General features: G+C 70.2%; 2 protein-coding genes (1 of these 2 cut by a window edge). Both read left to right on the top strand.

The annotated features are described in order from the left end of the window. Nucleotides 1-20,555, top strand: partial view of a CARDB domain-containing protein gene (locus MF270_RS19720; protein ID WP_238367499.1) — the 3' portion only. The gene continues 14,206 nt to the left of window position 1, outside the view; 20,555 of the gene's 34,761 nt are visible here — the last part of the coding sequence; its start codon lies beyond the left edge, outside the window; the stop codon is at nt 20,553-20,555. After that, nucleotides 20,552-20,830, top strand: coding sequence for a DUF3467 domain-containing protein (locus tag MF270_RS19715; protein ID WP_238367498.1), 279 nt, complete (start codon nt 20,552-20,554; stop codon nt 20,828-20,830). The genes MF270_RS19720 and MF270_RS19715 overlap by 4 nt, the downstream gene beginning before the upstream one ends.

Raw genomic sequence — 20,830 nt, 5'->3', positions numbered from 1 at the left:
ATGGGCTTGAGGGCCTGCTGCTGCCGGGCGAGACCGGATCGGTGCGCTACAGCGCCGAGGGGCACGCGGACACGGCTGACGGGGTGACCGTCACCGCCTCGGCCCGCGTGCTGACCGACATCGCCCCGCCCGAAGATACGAAGCCGTACAGTTACCGGCTCGACATGGCCGCGCCCAAGACCGACTACAGCGTCACCCGCATCCCCGGCACCGACGATTACGCCGTCACCTGGACCGCGACCGATGCGGCGGGCGGGTCGGGGCTGCGTGACGTGAACGTCTATGCCTCGGTCGATGGCGGCGATTTCCGGGTGGTGGGGCGCGAGCTGACCGGGACCAGCTTTACCTGGACCGCGCCCGAAGGCGCGACGGTCGAGATCCTTGTCCTGGCCCGCGATTTGGCCGGCAACCGCGAGGCGCCGCCCGCGGGCCTTGGCGCCTCGGGCCTCGACGGCGAGACGCTGGACCTTGGTGGCACCACCGCCGAGGGGACCACCGCCGCCACCCCCCTGCCCGAGGCCGAACCGACCGGCAGCGCCCCGCAGAACGCGCTGTTCCTCGAGGCGCTGGCGGGCGTCACGGCGACGATATCCCCGCTGCGGCCGGGGGTCTTCGCGACCTCGGTGGCGCCGTTCAGCTTCGAGGCCTTCGTCGCGGACCTGCCCGGCAGCCAGGGGGGCCTTGGCGCCATGGCGGTGCTGGGGCTGCCGGGCGGCGATGCGCTTTACTCGGGCGGGCCGGATCGCGGCTGGCTTTACCGCGTAGACAGCGACGGGCTGGGCGCGGACGAACCGCTGGCCCGGCTGGACACGCCGATCTTCGGCATGGCGCTCGATGGCGCCGGGCGGCTTTGGGCCACCACGGGGGGCGGCGCGCTGCTGCAACTCGATGCTGAGACCGGAGAGATCATGGGCCGCTATGGCGACAGCGTCACACAGGCCATCGCGGTCAAGGGCGCGGGGCAGCTCTACGTCTCGACCGGCGACGGCATCGCCGTGTTCAACGTGGAGACCGAGCGCTTTACCGCCTTCAGCGACACCCGCGTGGACAGCCTGGCCGTGGCGCCGGACGGCACGCTCTGGGGCACCAGCTGGCCGGACCGGGGCCGCGTGCTGCGGTTTGACGCCAAGGGCCAGGCCGAGGTGCTGGCGACGCTCGACATGCCGCTTGACGGGCTGGCCTTCGGCGCGGCGGGGTCGGAATTCGCGGGCCTCGCCCTGCTGACCACCAACCGCGACGGCGCCGGTCTGTCGCGCATCCTCGCCATGGACATCGCCTCGCGCGGGATCGTCACCGTGGCGGCCGCAACGCAACATGCCGAAGGGATCGCCGCGCTGGCCGATGGCCGGGTGCTGGTCGCCCATGGCGCGGGGCTCGACGTGCTGCGCCCGCTCTATGCGCCCGAAATCGTGGCCTCCACCTTCGAGGACGGCGCGATCACCACGCTGCCGGTCGCCAGCTTCAGCCTGCGCTTCGACGACGACATGGCCACCAGCGGCGTCGGGTCGGTGCTGGAACCGGCCAATTACGCGCTGGTCGACGGGCTGGGTCAGCTGGTGCCGATCACCGGCGTGCGCTACGACGCGGCCCTGCGCGAGGTGACGCTGACCTTTGCCGCCCTGCCGCGCGGGGATTACGCGGTCAGCGTCTCGGACACGCTGCAATCGGCGCGCGGCGTGACGATGGAGGCACCGCGAACCTATCTCTTTACCCGGCTCGAGGATGTGACGGCCAATGTCGACATCCAGTTCCAGAACACCCGGTTCGACCGCGCCACCGGGGTGGCGACCTACGAGGTGATCGTCACCAACACCGGCACAAGGCCGCTGCGCGCGCCGGTTCAGCTGACGCTGGACGCTTCGGATCCGACCGGGGCGGGGCGGCCGCTGGGCGGGATCTCTTCGCATGACATCTGGCTGATCGACCTGACGCCCGAACTGGGCGAGGACGGGATGCTGGCGCCGGGCGAAAGCGCCGCCGCGCTGGCCGTGTCGCTGCTGCTGGAACCCGGCGAACGCGCGCCCTTTGCCCATGGGGTGCGCATCCTGCCCGGCTCGAACACCGCGCCCGAGGTGCTGGAGAACGCGCCGCTGGTGGCCGAGATCGGCGTGCTATACGAACACCAGATCACTGCCACCGACCTCGAGGGTGACCCGCTAGGCTACGTGCAGATGGACGGGCCGGCGGGGATGGCGCTGGATCCGGACACCGGCCTGCTGACCTGGACCCCGGACGCCACGGCGGATGAGCTGAGCACCGTCACGGTGCGCGTCTACGACGACGCGGGCGGCTTTGGCGAAATCTCCTGGCAGATCGAGATCGCCGAGGGCACCAACACCGCGCCCGAGATCAGCCCGCCCAGCGACATCATCACCCTAGCCGAGGGCGAGGAGATGCGGCTGCCGATCCTCGCCATGGATGCCGATCTCGACCGCATCCTGCTGTTCGCCGACAACCTGCCGCAGGGCGCCTGGCTGGACCAGCAGACGCAGGAGCTGGTCTGGACCCCCCTGCCCGGCCAGTCCGGCCGCTACGAGAACGTGGTGCTGGGCGTCAGCGATGGCGCCAAGGAAAGCACGGTCACCTTCGACATCGTCGTGACCCCCGGCAACTTCGCGCCCGTGGTCGCGACCCCGGCGCCGCTGACGGTGCGCGAAGGCGACCCGCTGCGGCTGGCACTGACGGCGGCCGACCCCGAGGGGCAGGCACTGACCTTCTACGCCCCCCTCCTGCCCGGCGGGGCCGAGATCGACCCGGCCACCGGCCTCTTCAGCTGGACCCCGCGCTACACCCAGGCCGGCAGCTACGCGATCCCGGTGGACGTGACCGATGGCACCCTCGTGACCCGCATCGTGCTGGGGATCGAAGTGGTGAACGCCAACGGCGCGCCGATCCTGCAGGGGTTCGAAGACTGGACGGTGACCGAGGGGCAGGGCATCTTCTTCCGCACCCCCGCTCTTGACCCCGACAACCCCGATTTCGTCCTGCCCGAGCGGGATTTCGATGGCGAACTGGTCTTTTACGAGGGCTCGCAGGACCCGAGCGTCACCTACCAGCTGACCGGCCTGCCCGAGGGCGCGGCCTATGATGCCGAGACCGGGCAGTTCACGTGGCTGACCGATTACGCGGATGCCGGGCGCTACGTGATGCGGCTGACCGCGACCGACGATGGCGACGGCACCGGCGTCTCGGCCAGCCGGTCGATCGACATCGTGCTGGTGGTCGAGGACCTGAACCGCCCGCCCGAGCTGCCCGAGCTGCCCAACCGGTCCGTCGCCGGCGGCGAGGTGATCGAGATCGAGCTTTCGGGCATCGACCCGGACGGCGGCCCGCTGCTGTTCGCGGCCAGTGCGACCCGCGCGGCGGGCGCGGACCAGGTGGATATCGACCCGAACCCGGTGCCGCTGGACGGGACCTCTCCGCTCGGCCGGATCGTCACGCGCGAGGATGGGACGACCGTGCTGCGCCTGACCCCCGAAGAGGTGGACCGCGGCGACTGGCTGATCGAGCTCACGGTCGAGGATGACGGCAACGGCACGGCCGCAGCGGCGCAAAGCGCCACCGGCAGCTTCATCCTCAGCGTCGAGGCGGGCAACCTCGGCCCCGCGCTGTCGCCGGTAGCCGGGCTGGTGGCGGTGCCGGGCCAGCCGCTGTCCTTTGTCTTTGCCGCCAGCGATGCCGACCGCGACCTGCTGACCTGGGATCTCGCGGGCCTGCCGCCTGGCGCCACGATCACGCCGCTGGAAACCTACGGCCTCGCCCGGCTCGACTGGACGCCCGCGGCGGGGGATATCGGCACCTACCCGGTCACGCTGACCGTCACCGACAGCGGCGCCGGGGACCTGGACGCCGCGCAATCCGATGCCATCAGTTTCGACGTCACCGTTCGCAGCGCCAACGGCGCCCCGCTGCTGGCGCCCGTGGCCGAAATCACGGTGGCCGAGCTGGACACGCTGGCCCACACCTTCCAGGCCACCGACCCCGATGGCGATCCGCTGACCTTCGCCGCCGAGGGGCTGCCGACCGGCGCCTGGCTCGACCCGCTGACCGGAGAGCTATCCTTTACCCCGCATTCCTTCCAGGCCGGGGAATACCCGATCACGGTGCAGGCGACGGACGGGCTGGCGCATGTCAGCATCGAGGTCACGCTGATCGTGACCAACACCAACCGCGCGCCCAACTTCGTGCCGACCCCGCAGCAGACCGGGCGCGAGGGCGATCCGCTGTCCTTCCGCCTGCTGGCCGCCGACGTGGACGGCGACGGCGTGGTGTTCGAACCGGTCGGCGCCCTGCCCGCCGGTGCCAGCCTGAACGCGCGCACGGGCGAATTCACCTGGACGCCCGGCTATGACCAGGCCGGCACCTACGCCATCTCGGTCCGGGTGCGCGATGCCGGCGGGGCGAGTGCGACGCAGAACGTGGCCGTCGAGGTTCTGAACCGCAACCGCGCGCCGATGCCGCTGGTTCAGAACCGCGCCGTGGTGCTGGGCGAGACGCTGTCGCTGACGCTTTCGGCCAGCGACCCGGATGCCGACGATACCGTGACGTTGCGGGTCGAGAACCTGCCGCCCACCGCCAGCTTCGATCCGGCCACCAACCTGCTGACCTTCACGCCCGAGGCCGGGGACCTGGGCGATCTGGTCCTGCGCGTGATCGCCGATGACGGCACCGAAGAGGTCGCCCGCGCCCTTGTTCTGCGCGTGACGCGCGACCCGGTGCCGCCCATCGCCGTGCTCGACGTGACGCCGTCCTTTCCCGCGCAGCCGGGCCAGACGGTGACGCTGTCGGTCAGCGTCTCGGGCTTCGTGCCGATCACCGGCTACCGGCTGCTGGTCGACGGGGCCCAGGTGCCGCTTGACGACCTGGGTCGCGCGGTGATCGTGCCGGATGCGCCGGGGCGGATCAGTGCCGTGCTCGAGGTGACCGATGCCGATGGCCGTGTCGGGCGGATGGAGCGCTCCATCGCCGTGCGCGATGCGGGCGACCGTTCGGCGCCGCAGCTGGCGCTGGCGCTGCTGGACGGGGCGGTGCTGGACGGCGGCATCTTCGGCTCGGTCGCCGATCCCAGCCTCGACCATTGGTCGCTGACGCTGGTCGCCGGCGACGGCACCGAATACCTGCTGGGCGAAGGGACCGACGCGATCAACGGCCAGCTGGGCGCCCTGCCGCCCGAGGGGCTGCGCTCGGGCTTCTACCGGCTGCGGCTCGAGGCGGTGGATGTGGCGGGGCTGGGCAGTTTCACCGACCGGCTGGTCGAAGTGCTGCCGCAGGCCGGCGCCTTCACGCTGACCGAGACCGATGCGACCGTGACGCTCGCCGGGGTCACGCTGGACCTCAGCCGCAGCTACGACGCGACCGATGCCGCGCGGGCCGGGGATTTCGGGCTGGGCTGGCGCGCGGGCTGGCGCGACCTCAGCCTCGACGCGGGCCCGGCGGTGGCGCTGAACCGCGCGTTGCAGGCGGGCGACCGCATCCACCTGACCGCGCCCGACGGCACCCGGATGGTGTTCACGGCCCGGTTCGAGACGCAGCGCATCGCGGGCTTCGACAAGGTCACGCTGGTCTTTGACAGCAGCGTGCCCGGCTACACGCTGACCCATCGCGGCCCGCTGCTGGTGCAGGCCCATGGCGGGTTGTACGACGCGGTCTCGGGCCTGCCCTATTCGCCCTTCACCCGCGAGACGGACGTGCTGGCGCTGACCATGCCGGACGGCACCGAATGGACGGCGAACGGGCGCGGCCGCCTCACCGGGGTCACGCAGGACGGCACCCGGTTGCGCCTGTCGGACAGCGGGATCATCGCGCCCGATGGCGATGCGGTCGAGATCATGACCGGCGCCTTCGGCACCATCGCCGGGCTGCGCCTGCCGGACGGCGGGCGGCTGCTGTATCTCTACGACGAAGCCGGGCGGCTGACCTTTGCCGGGGCCGCGTCGGAGGCCGTGACCTACGGCTACGAGACCGGCGGGGCGGGGCGGCTGACCACGGTGATCGGCGACGAGACGCGGCACTGGAGCTACGACGCCAGCGGCGCGGCGATCGAGGCGCCATCGGCCACCCATGTCGGTGTGCTGGCCGAGGCGGAGCCGCTTGCCCTGTCCCCCGCCGCGGGCGCGACCGAGACCGTCACGGTCACCATCCGCGAAAGCGAGCTGGAGAGCGCCGGCGGCCGGATGTTGCTGCGCGTCGCGGTGATCGGCGCGGCCCCGGCCGGGCTGCTGCTGGACGGCATGGCGGCGCTCGAGACGCACCGCGCGAACGGCCGCACCGTCGCGACCTTTGCCGTCGACAGCGCGGGTCTGCATGTCGTCACCCTGACCGCCGCCGAGGCAGGGGCCGTGACGCTGGCGCTGCGTGCGGCGGGCGACGTCAACGGCGACGGCAGCGTGGACAGCACCGACCTTGGCCTCTGGGACGCCGCGCCCAGCGACATCAGCGGCGACGGGCTGCGCGATGCGCGTGACCGGGCGCTCTTGCTGCAGAACTACGGGCTGCGGGCCAACCTTGCCCCCATCGTCACCCCGGCGCGGCAAAAGACCTATTCCGACCTTGGCATCCGCATCGACCTGGGCTCGATGACCGGCGATCCCGAAGGCGACGCGGTGTTCTACGAGGTGACCGGCGCCGTGGGCGGCACCGCGACGCTGCTGGCCGATGGCCGCACGGTGCTGTTCACCCCCGAGGCCGGGCGCACCGATCCGGCCCGCATCATGATCCGCGCCAGCGACGGCTACCGCTGGTCGGCCGAACAGACACTGGCCGTCGACATCAGCCAGGCGGCCCTCGAAAGCATCGCCTTCTCGACCCGCGCGCCGTCGCTGGCTGACGGGATGCGGATGGACTTTGGCGTCACCGGCACCTTTGCCGATGGCGGCTCGGTCGCCCTGCCCGAGGGCTACGTGACGCTCGACTTCGCCGATCCGGCCGTGGCGGGCATGACGCGCGGCCAGCTCGAGGGGCGCAGCGACGGCTACACCACCCTGCAGGCCCATCGCGGCGCGGTGACGGCGGCGACGGTGGTGCGCGTCGGGCAGCTGAGCGCCTATGACGAAGGGCTGATCGCCTATGGCGCCGATGTCTACCCCGACGCGGTGATGATCACCGAAGGTGCGGCGCGGCAGCTGCTGCTGTTCGACCTCGACGGCGAGAACGTGATCCAGACCCGCGCGGACGAGGTGCAGGCCTATGTCGTCAACGGCGAGATCGCAGAGGTCACGCCGGACGGCCGCATCATCGGCCTTGCCGAAGGCGAGACGCTGGTGCAGGTGCTCTTCCGCGCGACCGAGGTGCTGGTGCCGGTCACCGTCTCGGCCGCCACGGTTGGCGATGCCATTCCCGTGGGCGCCCACGGCGGCATCGTCGAGAATGCCGATGGCTACCAGGTCGCCATCGCGGCCGGCGCGCTGAACCGCGACGTCACCGTCACCATGACCACGCTGACCGAGGATCAGCTGGCCGCGGACCCGGTGCCCGAGGGCATGGGGTTCGAATTCGCCGCCGCCTTCGATTTCGACGCGGGCAATGCGCCGATGTGGATCCCGGCGCAATTCGCCATCCCCACCGACCTCGACCCCGGCGACGAGGTGCTGTTCTACCACATCTCGGATTTCCTGATGCCCGACGGCACGATCGCCAAGGGCTACCAGGAGATCGATTCCGGCTACGTGGATGCCAACGGCTTTGCCCGCACGGCCTCTCCGCCCCACATCGGGGCCACGTCGAACGGGCAGATGGCGGTGTTCAAGGTGAACCCCTCCGAGGTGCGCGAGGTCTCGGGTTCGGTCCAGGTCAAGGCCAAGGGCGCTTCGGACGCGGTGCAATCCTCGGCCTTCGTGACCAACGGCGTGGGCGGCGGCGTGATGATGGGCGCGCTGAACGCGGGCGCGAACTTTGTCGTCAACCTGCCCCGCACGATCACCGAGCTGACCACCACGCTGTTCAACGGCGACACGCTGGATTTCATCAGCTCGGCCATCCTGACCATCGCGGCCGAGGCGGCCAATTACAGCGTCTCGATGGTCGGCACGGCCAATTTCACGGACTTCTTCGGCGACCTGCCCGAGGTGACGGGCTACACCGTCAAGCTGAACACAGATGTCGCCGAAGGCAGCAACCTTGTCACCGGACCGCGGTTCGAGGTGACGGGCAACAAGCTTTACGACACCGCGGAGGGCGGCGCGCCCAGCTACATCGTCTTTGGCGACTTCCCCGAGGAAGAGCTGCGCGAACTGCTGCTGCGCACGATCGAAAGCGACTCGCCCGAGCTTTACGTCTTCTCGGAAAGTTCCTACGGCGTGGCGGTCCGCGCCGAGGGGCGGATCGAGGACGGCCAGCAGGTGCTGAGCGTCACGCCGCCGCGCACAGTGGCGGTCAACCAGTACCGCATCGCCAAGCCCAGCACCGGCTTTACCGCCACCGACCTCTTGGACGGGATCAGCCGGTTCGCCGAAGGCAACAACGTGTCGGGCGCGGTCAGCGATCTCAAGATCCGCCTGTCGACCGTCGCCCGCGTCACCGCCGATTACCGCAACAGCTACCTGGCGGTCGAACGCGGGATCGAACAGCCGGACGACACCGAGGTCGCGACCGTGCAAGGGCTGGTCGACCAGCTGGTCGTGCTGCGCGAACTGCCCTACCCCGACCCGGATTCGGAAGAGACGCGCACCTCGCTCATCGCGCGGATTCCCATCGGCAAGCTCAATCCCGACGGCACCCCGGTGCGCGACGGCGCAACGACGGCGCCGCGGCAGCTGGTCATGTCGCCCGACGGGGCGCGGATCTATGTCGGGCTGGAACGCGCCGGGGCCATCGCGGTGGTGGATGCCGTCATCAACTGGCAGATCGACGCGGATGTGCTCCGCGACGGGATCAACACCATCGACATTCCCGGCGCGCCCCGGATTTCCGACATCCTGCTGAACGCAGCGGGGACACGGCTTTACGCCTTCGACGGCGCCAGTTCGCTGGTCTACATCATCGGCACCGACCCGAACGACCCGGCGACCTATCACCGGGTGCTGGGCAGCCGGTCGTTGGGCAGGGACTGGGTCAACCTCAAGGCCACGCTGACCCCGGATTTCGAACAGCTCGTCGTCACCCAGGACAGCACCACCGACCGCGACGCGGGCAACCAGGGCAACGGGCGGGTGGCGATCTTTGACCTCGCGCTGCTGGGCACGACTCAACCCATGGCCGGCCCAGATGGCACGCCGGACGATCCGGCGCTTCGGGCCGAGTTCGGCGCCCGCGACAACGGTGGCGGGATCTTCCTGCGCAACCCGCGCGGCGTGCAGACCCATTTCGGCGTCGATGACGGATTGGTCCGGGCGATCGTCCTCGACAACGGCTATCGCTTCAACGGCGCGGGCTATGCCGGTTCGATCATCGTCCTCATGCGCGACGCGGGCGGCACCTGGGTCCGCGAGAAGGTCGCGCCGTTCCAGTTCCCGCTGGACGAGGACCCGAACACGCTGACCGACCCCTTCGCGGTGTCCGACCCGGTCGACATCGTCTTTTCCCGCGACGGGCGCACGGGCTACGTGCTGGGGCAACGGCGCTACGACTGGCGCTATATCGACCGCAACCCCAACCTCGCGGCCGAGACCTTCCCGACCATTTCGCACCGGTACTTCAACCCGGCGGGGTCGAACATCGCCGTGGTCACCGGGCTGCTCGAGAGCACGGGCGCCACCGGCCCCGGCAGCGGCGAGAGCGGCGGCATCAAGGTGATCGCCGCCACGCGCGGCATTCCCGAAAGCTGGGGCACCGACCTGGGGCTTACCGCCGACGGGGGCGAGCTGATCATGTCCGGCGGCCGGCTGGGCACCGCGCTGGTCTACGACATCGCCGCGATGGACGAGCTGATCCGCCTGGTCCAGGACCGCGACGCGGACGGGCTCTTCAACCGGCTCTACGAATTCCCGCTGGACGATTTCGGCGAGACCGGCCGCACCAGCACCTTTGGCCGCAGCATCGGCACCGTGTCGCTCAAGGTCGACGAACGCGCGCTTTACGGTGTCTTCCGCTATTCCGACGGGCTCGAGGATATCGAGATCCTCGGCACGCCCGAGGATTGGGAACGCTACGCCCCCATCGTCACCGGCGGCATCGTCAACGGGGTGACCCAGCGGCGCAACTCGATCAACCTCGCCCCCGCCGGCGTCACCGGCGAGACCGAGGTGACGGCGGCCAAGAACCGCATCCGGCTGGCGCCCTATGCCCCGGGCGGCGGCGCGTTCGAGACGCCCACGCTGGTGTTCCAGGTGCTCGATTACGAGGACGTGTCGCAGCTGATCGTCACCGTCTCGGCCGCCGGCCCGGCGCAGGGCCTCTTCCCGGGCGAGACGACGGCCGAGCAGATCGAGGCGCTCAAGCTGCTGGGCTGGACCGACGTGACCTCGGGCACCGACCTGCTGACGGTCGAGGGCAACCGCAACCGGGTCTTCACGCGCCGCTTTACCCCCGAAGAGATGCAGGCCATCACCGGCGAGGACGGGCTGACCCGGATCGAGTTGCCCGAGGACACGGTGCTGACCTTCGGCCAGCAATACCACTGGGGCGTCGAGGTCCGGCGCCAGGCCAAGGACGACCAGCACGAGACCGAATACGCCGAGGCGAGCTTTTTCGTCGAAAGCCCGCAGCCCGAGGGCAGCGCGCGCTATGCCGGGGTCACGGTGGTGACCCATGGTTTCAGCGCGCCGCTGATCGGCGGCGTGCTCGAGGAAAGCCCGGTCTACGCGCTGGCGCTGGCCATCGCCGAGAATTCGGGCGGCGTCGCGATGCTGTACGATCCGCAGTTCGGCAACGGCGGCACGGACTCCCGGCGGGTCGGCAACTGGGTCGCGCTGAACGGCGATCCGCGGACCGCCAATTCGCTGGTGCTGATCCCCGACTGGATCGACGCCAGCGTGTCGAACGACGGCGGCTTTGCCGAGGCGGCGGCCGATGCCTTCTACGCCGACATCGTCGCGCTCGAGACCGCGCTTTCGGGCACGCTGCAATCGCCGCTGCACTTCATCGGCCAGGATCGCGGCGCCTCGGTCAATTCCGAGATCGTGCAGCGCCTGATGACCCGCTATGGCGAGGACAACCTGGGCCATGTCCATGTCACGACCATCGACCCGATCACCACGCCGCAGCCGCAGATGGTGGTCAATACCGACAAGTATCTCGAGCTGATCGGCAAGATGTCGACGCTGACCAAGGTCGGCTTCTACACGCTCGGGATCGGAACGGCCTTTGTCACGGTGGTGAGCGAAGGCGCGACCGCCGCGGTCACCGGGCCGCTGACGATCCACAGCTTCCGGTTCGCGCGGCTGGCCGCCAAGGTCGAGCAGATCATCGAGAACACCCGCCGCGTGGTCAAATGGGTCGGCTTCGACAAGATCGATTATTCCAACTTCCGCGACCCGGCAGTGGTCAACTGGAAGGGCGTGGATTACGCCGACAACTACTACCAGACCGCCGCCAACAAGGATCAGGTCAGCTCTTTCACCTCGATCGGCGGGGCGGTGCTGACCGCCGACGTGAACATGCTGCTCGACGGCCGGCCCGGGTTCTTCGAGGACGACGCGGTGCCGAACATCAAGATCGGTTTCTTCAATCCGGACCAGTACGGGCTGGGCGTCGGCACGCTGAACGCGCGGGCGGTTGGCTGGTATCTCGGCACCGCCGACATCAACGCGCAGACCTTTACCGGCGCCGGCGGCACACCCGACAACATCTGGCGCGGGTTGCAGGACCGCTTTGCCGAGGTCAAGACGGCCTACAGCGCCTCCATCCCCTTCTTCAGCGACGTGTCGTTCGACATCGGCAAGCTGGCGCGGTTCTACAACGACGAAGGCGACCAGCCACCCTCGGCCGAGAACATCAAGACCAACGTGGCCGGGTTCGAAAAGAACCTGCGCAGCTGGTACGTCGCCCGCGAAGAGGAACAGCTGGGCACCTTCGGCCTCAGCACCGGCGCCTACAGGGCCCTGACCGCGCCGAACACCGGCCACGACTGGGAAGGCGTCGGCACCGGCTGGTTCTATTCCTCGCTCGGTGGCGGCCTCAAGCTGGGAGAGGCGCAGAGCACGGTGGGCGAGACCCTGCGCGAAGGCTACGACCCGGTCACCTACAACAACTCAACCGACCCGGACCGCAAGGCGGTGCTGGATGACGTGTTCAACGGCGATTTCGAGGCCTCGTTCCGCCCCTTCTTTGGCCGGGCGCCGCTGCCGGGCCGGTCGCTTTACGAGGTGGCGGGCTGGTCCTACCACGGCGGCGGGCTTGCCGGCTGGTTCGAACCGAACCCGGAGCTGGACGGCTTCGACGCCGCGACCCACGCCATGGCCATCCCGGTGCCGGGCCTGTCCTCGCTGGCGCTGGAATTCTCGGTCGAACGGATCGCCAACCTGCTCTTGCAGGCCAAGGCCGGCATCACGCTGGACGAGGCCAAGTCGATGGCGCAGGACATCGGCCGCCTGCTGAACGGGCTGTTCCTGACGCCCGAGCCGGGCGCCGAGCCCATCGTGCTCAGCGGCGGGGACGCTCCGTCGGGCGTCGGCGCCGAGACCGGCAATGCCGGGTCGATCCTGTCCGACCTTGCCTCGATCCTCTACAAGCTCAAGACCGGCGAGTTGCAGGAGATGTGGGAGGCCTTCACCGACCTCGACACGCTCGACACCCGGATCTTCGACGCGGTGACCAGTCAGAAGACCTGGGACACGCTGCTGAAAAAGGCCGAAGGACGCTGGCTGAAGGCGGCGCAGCGGCTCGACTTCCAGCACCGGCTGCGCGAAGAGGTACGCCGCAACGGCGCCGACAGCGTCCACCGCACGCCCGAGGGCATCGCCAACCGCTGGCGGATCTTCAAGCAGACCGAGATCACGACGACCGATCCTGCCCCCACGACCAGCGCGGGGCGCGAACGGGTGGGTCAACTGCTCGACCAGCTGCCGCCGATCCTCAAGTACATCCAGGACGAGTTCGCGGAATGGAGCTTCCGCATCCAGGCCGGCGATGCGCTGGTGCACAACACGCTGGAATTCCCTTCGGGCCAGGACCAGATCGGCATCGACACCAAGTGGACGGTGGGCCTGACCGACCGCGCCGATTTCCCGGACGTGATCAACCGCATCCGCGTGCAGGCCGAGATCAACGGATCGCTGATCGAGCTCGAGCCGATCGAGGCCGGCAGCGACCGCATCTCGGCCGAGCATCGCGGGCTCTGGGACCGGGTGATGTTCAGGATCCCGCCCGAGGTGCAGGGCAAGGTCGGGCGGCTGATCATCTCGCACATGTTCGTCTCGGGCCAGCCGCAGCTGAACAGCGACCTGGTGCTGAACGTGGACAACATCAGCTTTGAAGGGCGGCTGGTGCTGACCGACAGCAGCGCCGCCGCCAATGACCTCAACATCTTCTTCAACGATGGTGCGCGGCCGGAAACGGCGGCCGAGGATGCCCCGACCGGCGCCAACACACGCCACACCGTCACCGTGCGCAACACCGAGGACAAGACCGTCACCCTGCGCATCCGCGTGCCGGCGAACGATTTCCTGACCGTGGGCGCGGCGCGGGGCGACTGGAAAGTGGGCGGCGCGGCGCTGACCGCCGAAGGTGTCGACATGCGCGCGGGCGACAGCGCCCTGACGGTCGAGATCACCCTGCCCCGCGGCGCCTTTGCCGAGCTGTCGCTCGAGGCGTCGGTGCTGCCCAGCCGGCTCGACGGCCTGCTGGGCCCCGATGGCCTGGCCATGCTGACCGGAGAGCTGGACATGGTCTGGTCGATCGAGGGCGAAGCGGGGGTCAAGACCAAGCGCGGCAACCTCTTCTACCTGGTCGAGGCCGGGGATGACGACCGCACCGACGGCAAGATCACGCTGGCGCCCAATGCCGATGCGGCCGGGGCCAACCTGGCCACGCGCTATGTCGAGATCCCGGTGCACGGCAGCTTGTCGGGCGCGCGCGAGCTGAAAGCAAGCGTCGATGCCACGGACGGGCGCGGCTATTTCAAGACCGACACGCCCGAGGGCGGCACGCTGCGCTTTCTCTTCGATCCGGCCTACCTGGGCGCCGGTGCGGCCATCGCGGACGGGCTGATCGACACCGCCGGCATAAGGTTCGAATGGAACGGCGGCGACCTGGGCGGCGTCGACCTCGAGGGGCGGGCCGTGCCGACGCAGGTCATCAACCTCGACCTCGACAGCTTCAAGGCGGCGGTCGAGGAACAGCTCACCGCCCTGCGCGAACTGGAGGGCTGGGAGGCCGGCGACGAGCCCCCGGTGGACAGTTTCGCCGCGCTTTTCGAGGGCCTGACCGACGCGGGCTGGAGCCAGGTGCAGTCGCGCATCCGCGAGGCGGTGCAGACCATGCTGGCGATCCCGGGCGCCACGTCCTTCATCCTCAGCGAAGCGGCGGACGGCAGCCTTGACTGGGCCTTCACCTCGGGCGCGGCCGATGCCGCCACGCTCGACGTGCCGCCCGATCCCAGCGAAGAGGCGACCGAAGAGGCCAAAGGCGCCGCACAGGAGGCGATCGAGGACGAGGCCGCCAAGCTCGAGGAGACAGCGCAGCGGTTCGACAAGGCGATGGGCGATGCCGCCGGCACGCTGATCGCCGAAGGTGACCAGATGGCCGCCTATGCCACGCTGGCCGACCAGACCGAGGCGTTCTTTGCCGAGGTCTCGGCCGGGTTCTCGGCGCAGATGGCCGCCTTCGAGGCCGAGACCGCCGCGCTCAAGCAGATCGTGGCCGCCGCTGACGGCGACGCGACCGCCTATGGCGGGATGCTGGCCAGCGCCGGCGCCAGCCTTGGCGCTCTCAACGCCGCGCTTACCGGACAGGCGCAATCGCTCACGGGCCTGCTGGACGCACATAGCGCGCTGGTCTCGCAGTCGCAGGCCCAGACGGCCGAGCAGGTGCAGGTTCTGAACGAGATGAACGCGGTGCTGGAGCGCATGAACGATGCGCGCGGCCGGCTGACCGGCCTGATCGGCGCGGCGGGCCTTGGCACCGGCAGCACGTTCCAGCCGCAGGCCGGGTACGGCAGCACCGGCAATGCCGCGCTGTCGGATTTCACCGCGATCCTGCGACAGGGCATGGCGGGCACCGACAGCGCCAGCCTGGGCGCCTCGGGGATGAGCCTGCGCGAGGCGCTGTCCACCGATCCGGCCGCTGCCGCGCAGATGCAGGCGTTCTTTGGCGACGTGACCGAAAGCAGCGCGACGACGCTGGGCCAGGTGCAGGGCGAGCTTCAACGCTTCGACACGCTGCTGACCAATTACGACGCGGTCTTCGGCGGCGAGGACAGCGCGCAGGCCCGGGCCGAAGGTGGCGCCAGCAGCACCGCACTCGCGGCCGACAACGCGGCTTTGCAATCCTCGCTGGACCGGTTCAGGCAGGAGGTGCTGGACGCCTCGTCGATCCAGATCGAGCAAGCGACGCGGCAGGCGATCGAAGCGCAGGGCGCGCGGGCCTTTACCGAGGCGCAGAAATTTACGGTTTGGTGGGACGACACCACGCTCGACCTCCATGCGCATGAAATGGCCCACCAGAGCCAGTCCGACGCCTATCGCACCGACGTGACAACCCGGGCCGGCGAGATCAACGAACAGACCGCGACCGAGGCCGAACATCGCCTGCTCGAGGGATTCACGTCCCAGATCGAGGCAATGACCCGCCGCCAGCAAGAGATCGAGGGCCGCACCCAGCAGCTGGACCAGATGATCCAGCAGCAGGTCGACACCACGCGCAGGGCCAACGACGCCGCGAAAGACATCATGCGCGACTTCGGCAGCCAGGACGTGTCGGCCGGCGACTATTTTGCCGACCTCTTCGCGGATTTCGACGCGGTGATCGCGTCCGCCTACGACACCGGGGGCGAGCTGACCGGCCTGGGCGACTGGCTGACCGACAGCACGCGAATCGCCGGCGGCGACCGGGATGCGCTGGCCGGGTTCATGGGTGCGGTGCAGGGCGAACTGTCCGGGCTCGCCGCCACCTCGCCCTTCCTCAACCGCGACGGCAACGTGATCAGCGACAGCCTGCGGCACAGCATCGTCGATGCGCTCTCGTCGCCCGGCTCGGTCACCGGCGGGCCGCAGGGGGACCATGCGCTCGACGCCAGCGGGCTGGTCGCCAGCATCGACGCGCTGCTGGGCGACGCGGCCAGCCCCGACGGCTCGGCCGCCAACCCCTATCACCAGTCGCTGGGCGGGCTGCGCGGCTCGGTCTCCGAGGCGCTGGACCTGCTTGGCGACATCCTTGGCGGCGAGGTGGATTCGTTCGAATTCGCCGCGCGGGTCAACGACCTGGCCGGGGTGCACGAGGCCGGCCAGGCCGAGCTGGACCGCGCCGGCGACATCTTTACCCGCGTGCGGACCGAGGTCGGCGGCCCGCCGGCCGATGCGATCACCGACGGCTCCACCGCCGGCACACTGCGCGAACGGGGCGAGGCGCAGATGCAGCAGTTGCGCGACCAGTTCGGCGGCACCTCTGACGTGCTGCGCGCGACGGTCTCGGACAGTGCCGACAGCAAGCTGGCCCCGTTCCGGGCCCGCGCCGCGACCGAGGCCGACGCCCGCGCGCTGCTGACCGAGTTCAACAGCGAGATGCTGCAGGTCCAGCACGAGACGGTGCACATGGCGCAGACCGTCAACCGCTTTGGCGCCATCGGCGGCGCGGCCGAGGGTGCCGGGCTGGACGGTGCCGCCGACCTCACGAGTGCCATCAACGCCAGTATCGACGGCCTCTCGGCCGTCTTCGCGGGGATGCAGGGCGCTATGGACCGGGTCGGCGGGCTGCTGGCGCGACTGGTCGAGACGGCGCCCGACGATCCCGCCTACGACGCGCTTCTGGCCGAGGTCACCCAGGCCGCGGGCGAGGCCCAGGCCGAGCTGGACGCGGCCAGCGCCGCCACCGAGACCTTCGAGGAAGAGACCGCCGAAGAGCTCGACAAGGTGCTCGCGCGGCTTTCCGGCATCACGCCCGCCAGCCGTCTCGGCTTTGCCAGGTACGATTTCGCCCCGGCCGACCCCGGGGCAGATGCCGAGACGACCGCGCTGCTGGACCGCCTTCTGGACCCCGCCGAGACGGCGCAGATGACCCGGGCCGAGCGGCTCTTCCTGCTTGACCAGCTCTTCAACCTCGACCGCTACGGCGATGCGGTGGTGCTCGACCCCGAGGCGATGTTCCGCGCCCTCGTCGCGCAAAGCGGCGCGGACGGGTTCGATGCCGCCGCCGCCTTTGCCGAGATCGCGGCCTGGAGCTATGCGCACGAGATCGCCCATACGCTGGGCCTGCCCGACCTTTACGATTTCGACGAGGGCGCAGAGCTGCCGAACGCGGGCCTCATGGGCGTGCAGAACAATTTCAACATCAGCGGGCCGCTGGGCGACATCCTGCGGCTGGCCTCGGACAACCCCGATGCCTTGCACGCGGTCGACGTGGACCGGCTGACCGCCTTCCTGCGCGAGGCGCGGGCGGCGAGCGTGCTGGAAGACGACGGCGACGGGCCGAACCGCGACTATGCCTTCGCGCCCTTCACCGGCTCGGTCCCGCTGGCCGATACCGGCTGGCACGTGCTGGGCGACGTCACGCGCGGGGCGCAGGGGCTGACCCTGGCCGAAGGCGACAGCGCCCGCACCGCCGCTCAGCGCACCTATACCGTGCCCGAGGGCGCGACCGAGCTGGCCTTTACCCTGCGCACCCGGATGGTGGCGCGGCCCGGCACAGTGCCCGACGCCTTCGAGATCGCGCTGCTGAGCGCGGTGGGCAACCCGCTGACCGTGCTGCCGGGGCTGACGAACACCGATGCCGCGCTGAACCTGCAGGCCGACGGCACGCTGCGGTTGGCCGCCGGGCTGACCGCCTCGGGCCCCGTGCTGGCCGGGGACGGTTTCATCGAACGGCGGATCACCGTGGACCTCTCGGCCATCGGCGCCGGGGCGCAGCTGGTGCTGTCGCTCGACCTCATCGGCTTTGGCGCCGAGGATGCCGAGGCGCAGGTGCAGGGCCTGGCCTTCGACGTGCCCCTGCCCGAGGAAACGACGCCCCCCGTGGTCACGGCGACGCGCGTCACGACGCCCGAAGACACCCCGTTGCTGATCGACCTCGCCCCGCTCGCCAGTGACGCCGAGGGCGACGCGCTGCGCTTTGCCATCGCCCGCCAGCCGCAGAACGGCGCATTGGTGCGGGTGGACGGCAGCACCTTCCGCTACATCCCGGGCGAACATTTCAACGGCACCGACAGCTTTGCCTTCACCGCCAGCGACGCGGTGCTGACCAGCCTGCCCGCCACTGTGACCATGGACGTGACCCCGGTGAACGACGCGCCGGTCTTCCTGACCTCGGCCGGTGCCACCCTGCGCGCGGGCGAGGCGCTGAGCCTGCAACTGACCGCCGCCGATGCCGATGACGACCCGTTGACCTTTGCGCTGGTCGATGGCCCGGCGGGCGTCACAGTCAGCGACAGCGGCGCGCTGGCCTGGATCGCCACCGGCAGCGGGCCGCAGGACATCCGCGTCCGCGTCAGCGACGGCAAGGGCGGCACGGCCGAGCAGGTCATCACGATCACCGTGACGCCCGAAGGCAGCACCACGCCGGAACTCACGCTCGAAACCCCCGCCCGCGCGGTGGTCGAGGAAGAGGTGCGCGTCGCCCTGTCGCTGGCCAATGTGGACTTCGCCGGCGCCACGCTGCGGATCGACTGGGGCGACGGCAGCGAAGACATGCTCGACCCCGCGGCCACCTCGGCCGGCCACACCTATGCCGCCCCCGGCACCTACACCGTCACCCTGACCGGCAGCGACGGCGTCAGCGCGACGGCGACCCTGACCGCCACCCTGCCGGTCGAGACGCCGGGGCTGTTCGTCACCTCGGTCACGGCCGGGCCCTGGGGCGTCAACGTCCGGTTCAACGCGCCCATCGACACCGGGTTGCCGAACCCTTACCGCACCGCCGACCGTCCGGGAGAGCCGGTGGACGTGCTGCTGATCGACGCCGCCGGCGTGCCGATCCGCGGCAGCCTGATCCCCGATGCCGACGACATGGGCTTTGCCCTGATCGCGACGGGCGAGGGCATGGCGCCCGGCACCTACCGTCTGCGCCTGGTCGGCGGCGACCTCGGCTGGAAAAGCCGCTGGGATGCCCTGTCGAATGGCGCGCAGGGTTATTACGAGACCGCCTTTACCGTGGCCGCGAGCCCGGTGCAGCTGCACCTGGACGAGGCCGTGCAGGCCCCGGGCGAGGCGCTTGGCCCCGAGGGCGAAGGGCTCGAGCTGGCGCTCGACCAATCCGGCGGGCTGCGGTCCATGGTGATCGAGCTGGGCTGGGACCATGCGCTGATGACGGTTCAAGGGCTGGTGTCGGACCTTTCGGGGGTCGAGGTCACGCTTGTATCGCAGGCCAGCGGGATGGCGCGGTTCCGGATCGCCTTTGATACGCCGCCGGATGCGGGACGGCTGGAGCTTGGCCGGGTGCTGGGCCGCATGCTGGACGGTGCCGCCTACGGCGCGATGGGTCAGCCGCTGCGCGTCTCGGTGGTCGAGATCAACGGCGTGGCGCAAAGCCTCGGCCAGCAGCGCCTGTCGGGCGACCGGGTGCTGGCGCTGGCCGCGCTGCTTGGCGATGCCGATGGCGATGCCAGCGCGACCGACGGCGACGCGGCGCTCTTTGACACGCTGGACCCGGCGGCGATGGAGGGGCTGTCAGCCTGGTTCCGCGTCGATCCCGACGCGCTGCGCCTGTCGGGCGTCAGCGGCGGTGGCACGGGCGGTGGCGGTACGGGCGGCGGTGGCACCGGTGGTGGCGGCACCGGTGGTGGCGGTACGGGCGGTGGCGGAGGCACCGTCACGCCCACCTTCCCCACTGCGCAGGCGCAGGCCGGGACGCGCGGCTCGGGCCTGACGGCGGCCTTTGCCACGATCTTCGGCTCCGAGGCAACCGGCCCCGGCCAGGCCGGACTGCCCGCCTTCATGATGGGCGGACAGCCGGACAGCTTTGTCCGCGGCGACGATCGGCTGATCACCTACACCTATTCCCGCCCGGTCGAGCTGTGCCTCGTGCCCGAGGACGCAGGCGCGGGCGCCACCGGCCGCGCGGCGCGCATCGGCCTGTGTTTCGAAGGGCGCGCCGCCGACCTGGCGGACCCGGACCAGCGCTGGCGGCTGAACGGGCTGACCACCCCGCCGCCGCCCGATGCACCCGGGCCGGAAGGAGAGATCTGCCTGACCGTCCCCGGCACGCCCGACCTCGAAACGGGCGACATCTTCCGCCTCGTCAAACGCCCGGCACAGGAGGTGCTGGACAGCCGCGCCGCGCCCGTCCCGGCGCCCGACACCCGGCCCCGCACCCGGCTGTGCTTTGAGGAGGTGTCGGAGCTCGATGAGGCCGCCCTGCCCCCCGCCGCACAGGCCGTCACCGACGCCGGCGACCGCGTCAGCCTGCCGCCGCTGGCCGCGCTGGCGCTTGCCTCCTCGCTCTCTCCGCGTCAAGCTGGGCGGGACACGACCCGCCGGGCGCGGCCAAGGCACGCCGCGTTGCTGGACGGCTCCGACCCGATGGACCAGGAATGACCGACCGCCCGACCACGCCCGCCGACCGGCGCATCAAGCTGGACACCAGCCGGATGAAAAGCAGCTACTGCAACGTCTGCAACGCGACCTCGACCCGGGACGAGGTCGTGCTGAACTTTGGCCTGAACCAGAACTGGGACCGGACCGAGGGCGATTTCGAGATCGAGATCGCCCATCGCGTGATCATGAGCCCCCATGCCGCCCGGCGCCTGCGCGACGTGCTGGACGAGCTGCTCGAGGGCTACGGCAACCGCTACGGCCCGCTGAAGGACTAG

Origin of the sequence: Mesobacterium pallidum, from assembly GCF_019966535.1 — a bacterium.
GTDB lineage: Bacteria > Pseudomonadota > Alphaproteobacteria > Rhodobacterales > Rhodobacteraceae > Mesobacterium > Mesobacterium pallidum.
Note: the sequence above shows the minus strand (reverse complement) of the source record. Positions and strands in the feature narration are given on the sequence as shown.

Excerpts from the sequence above, each read along its gene's own strand:
- MF270_RS19715 (WP_238367498.1), top strand. The coding sequence starts at position 20,552 with ATGACCGACCGCCCGACCACGCCCGCCGACCGGCGCATCAAGCTGGAC.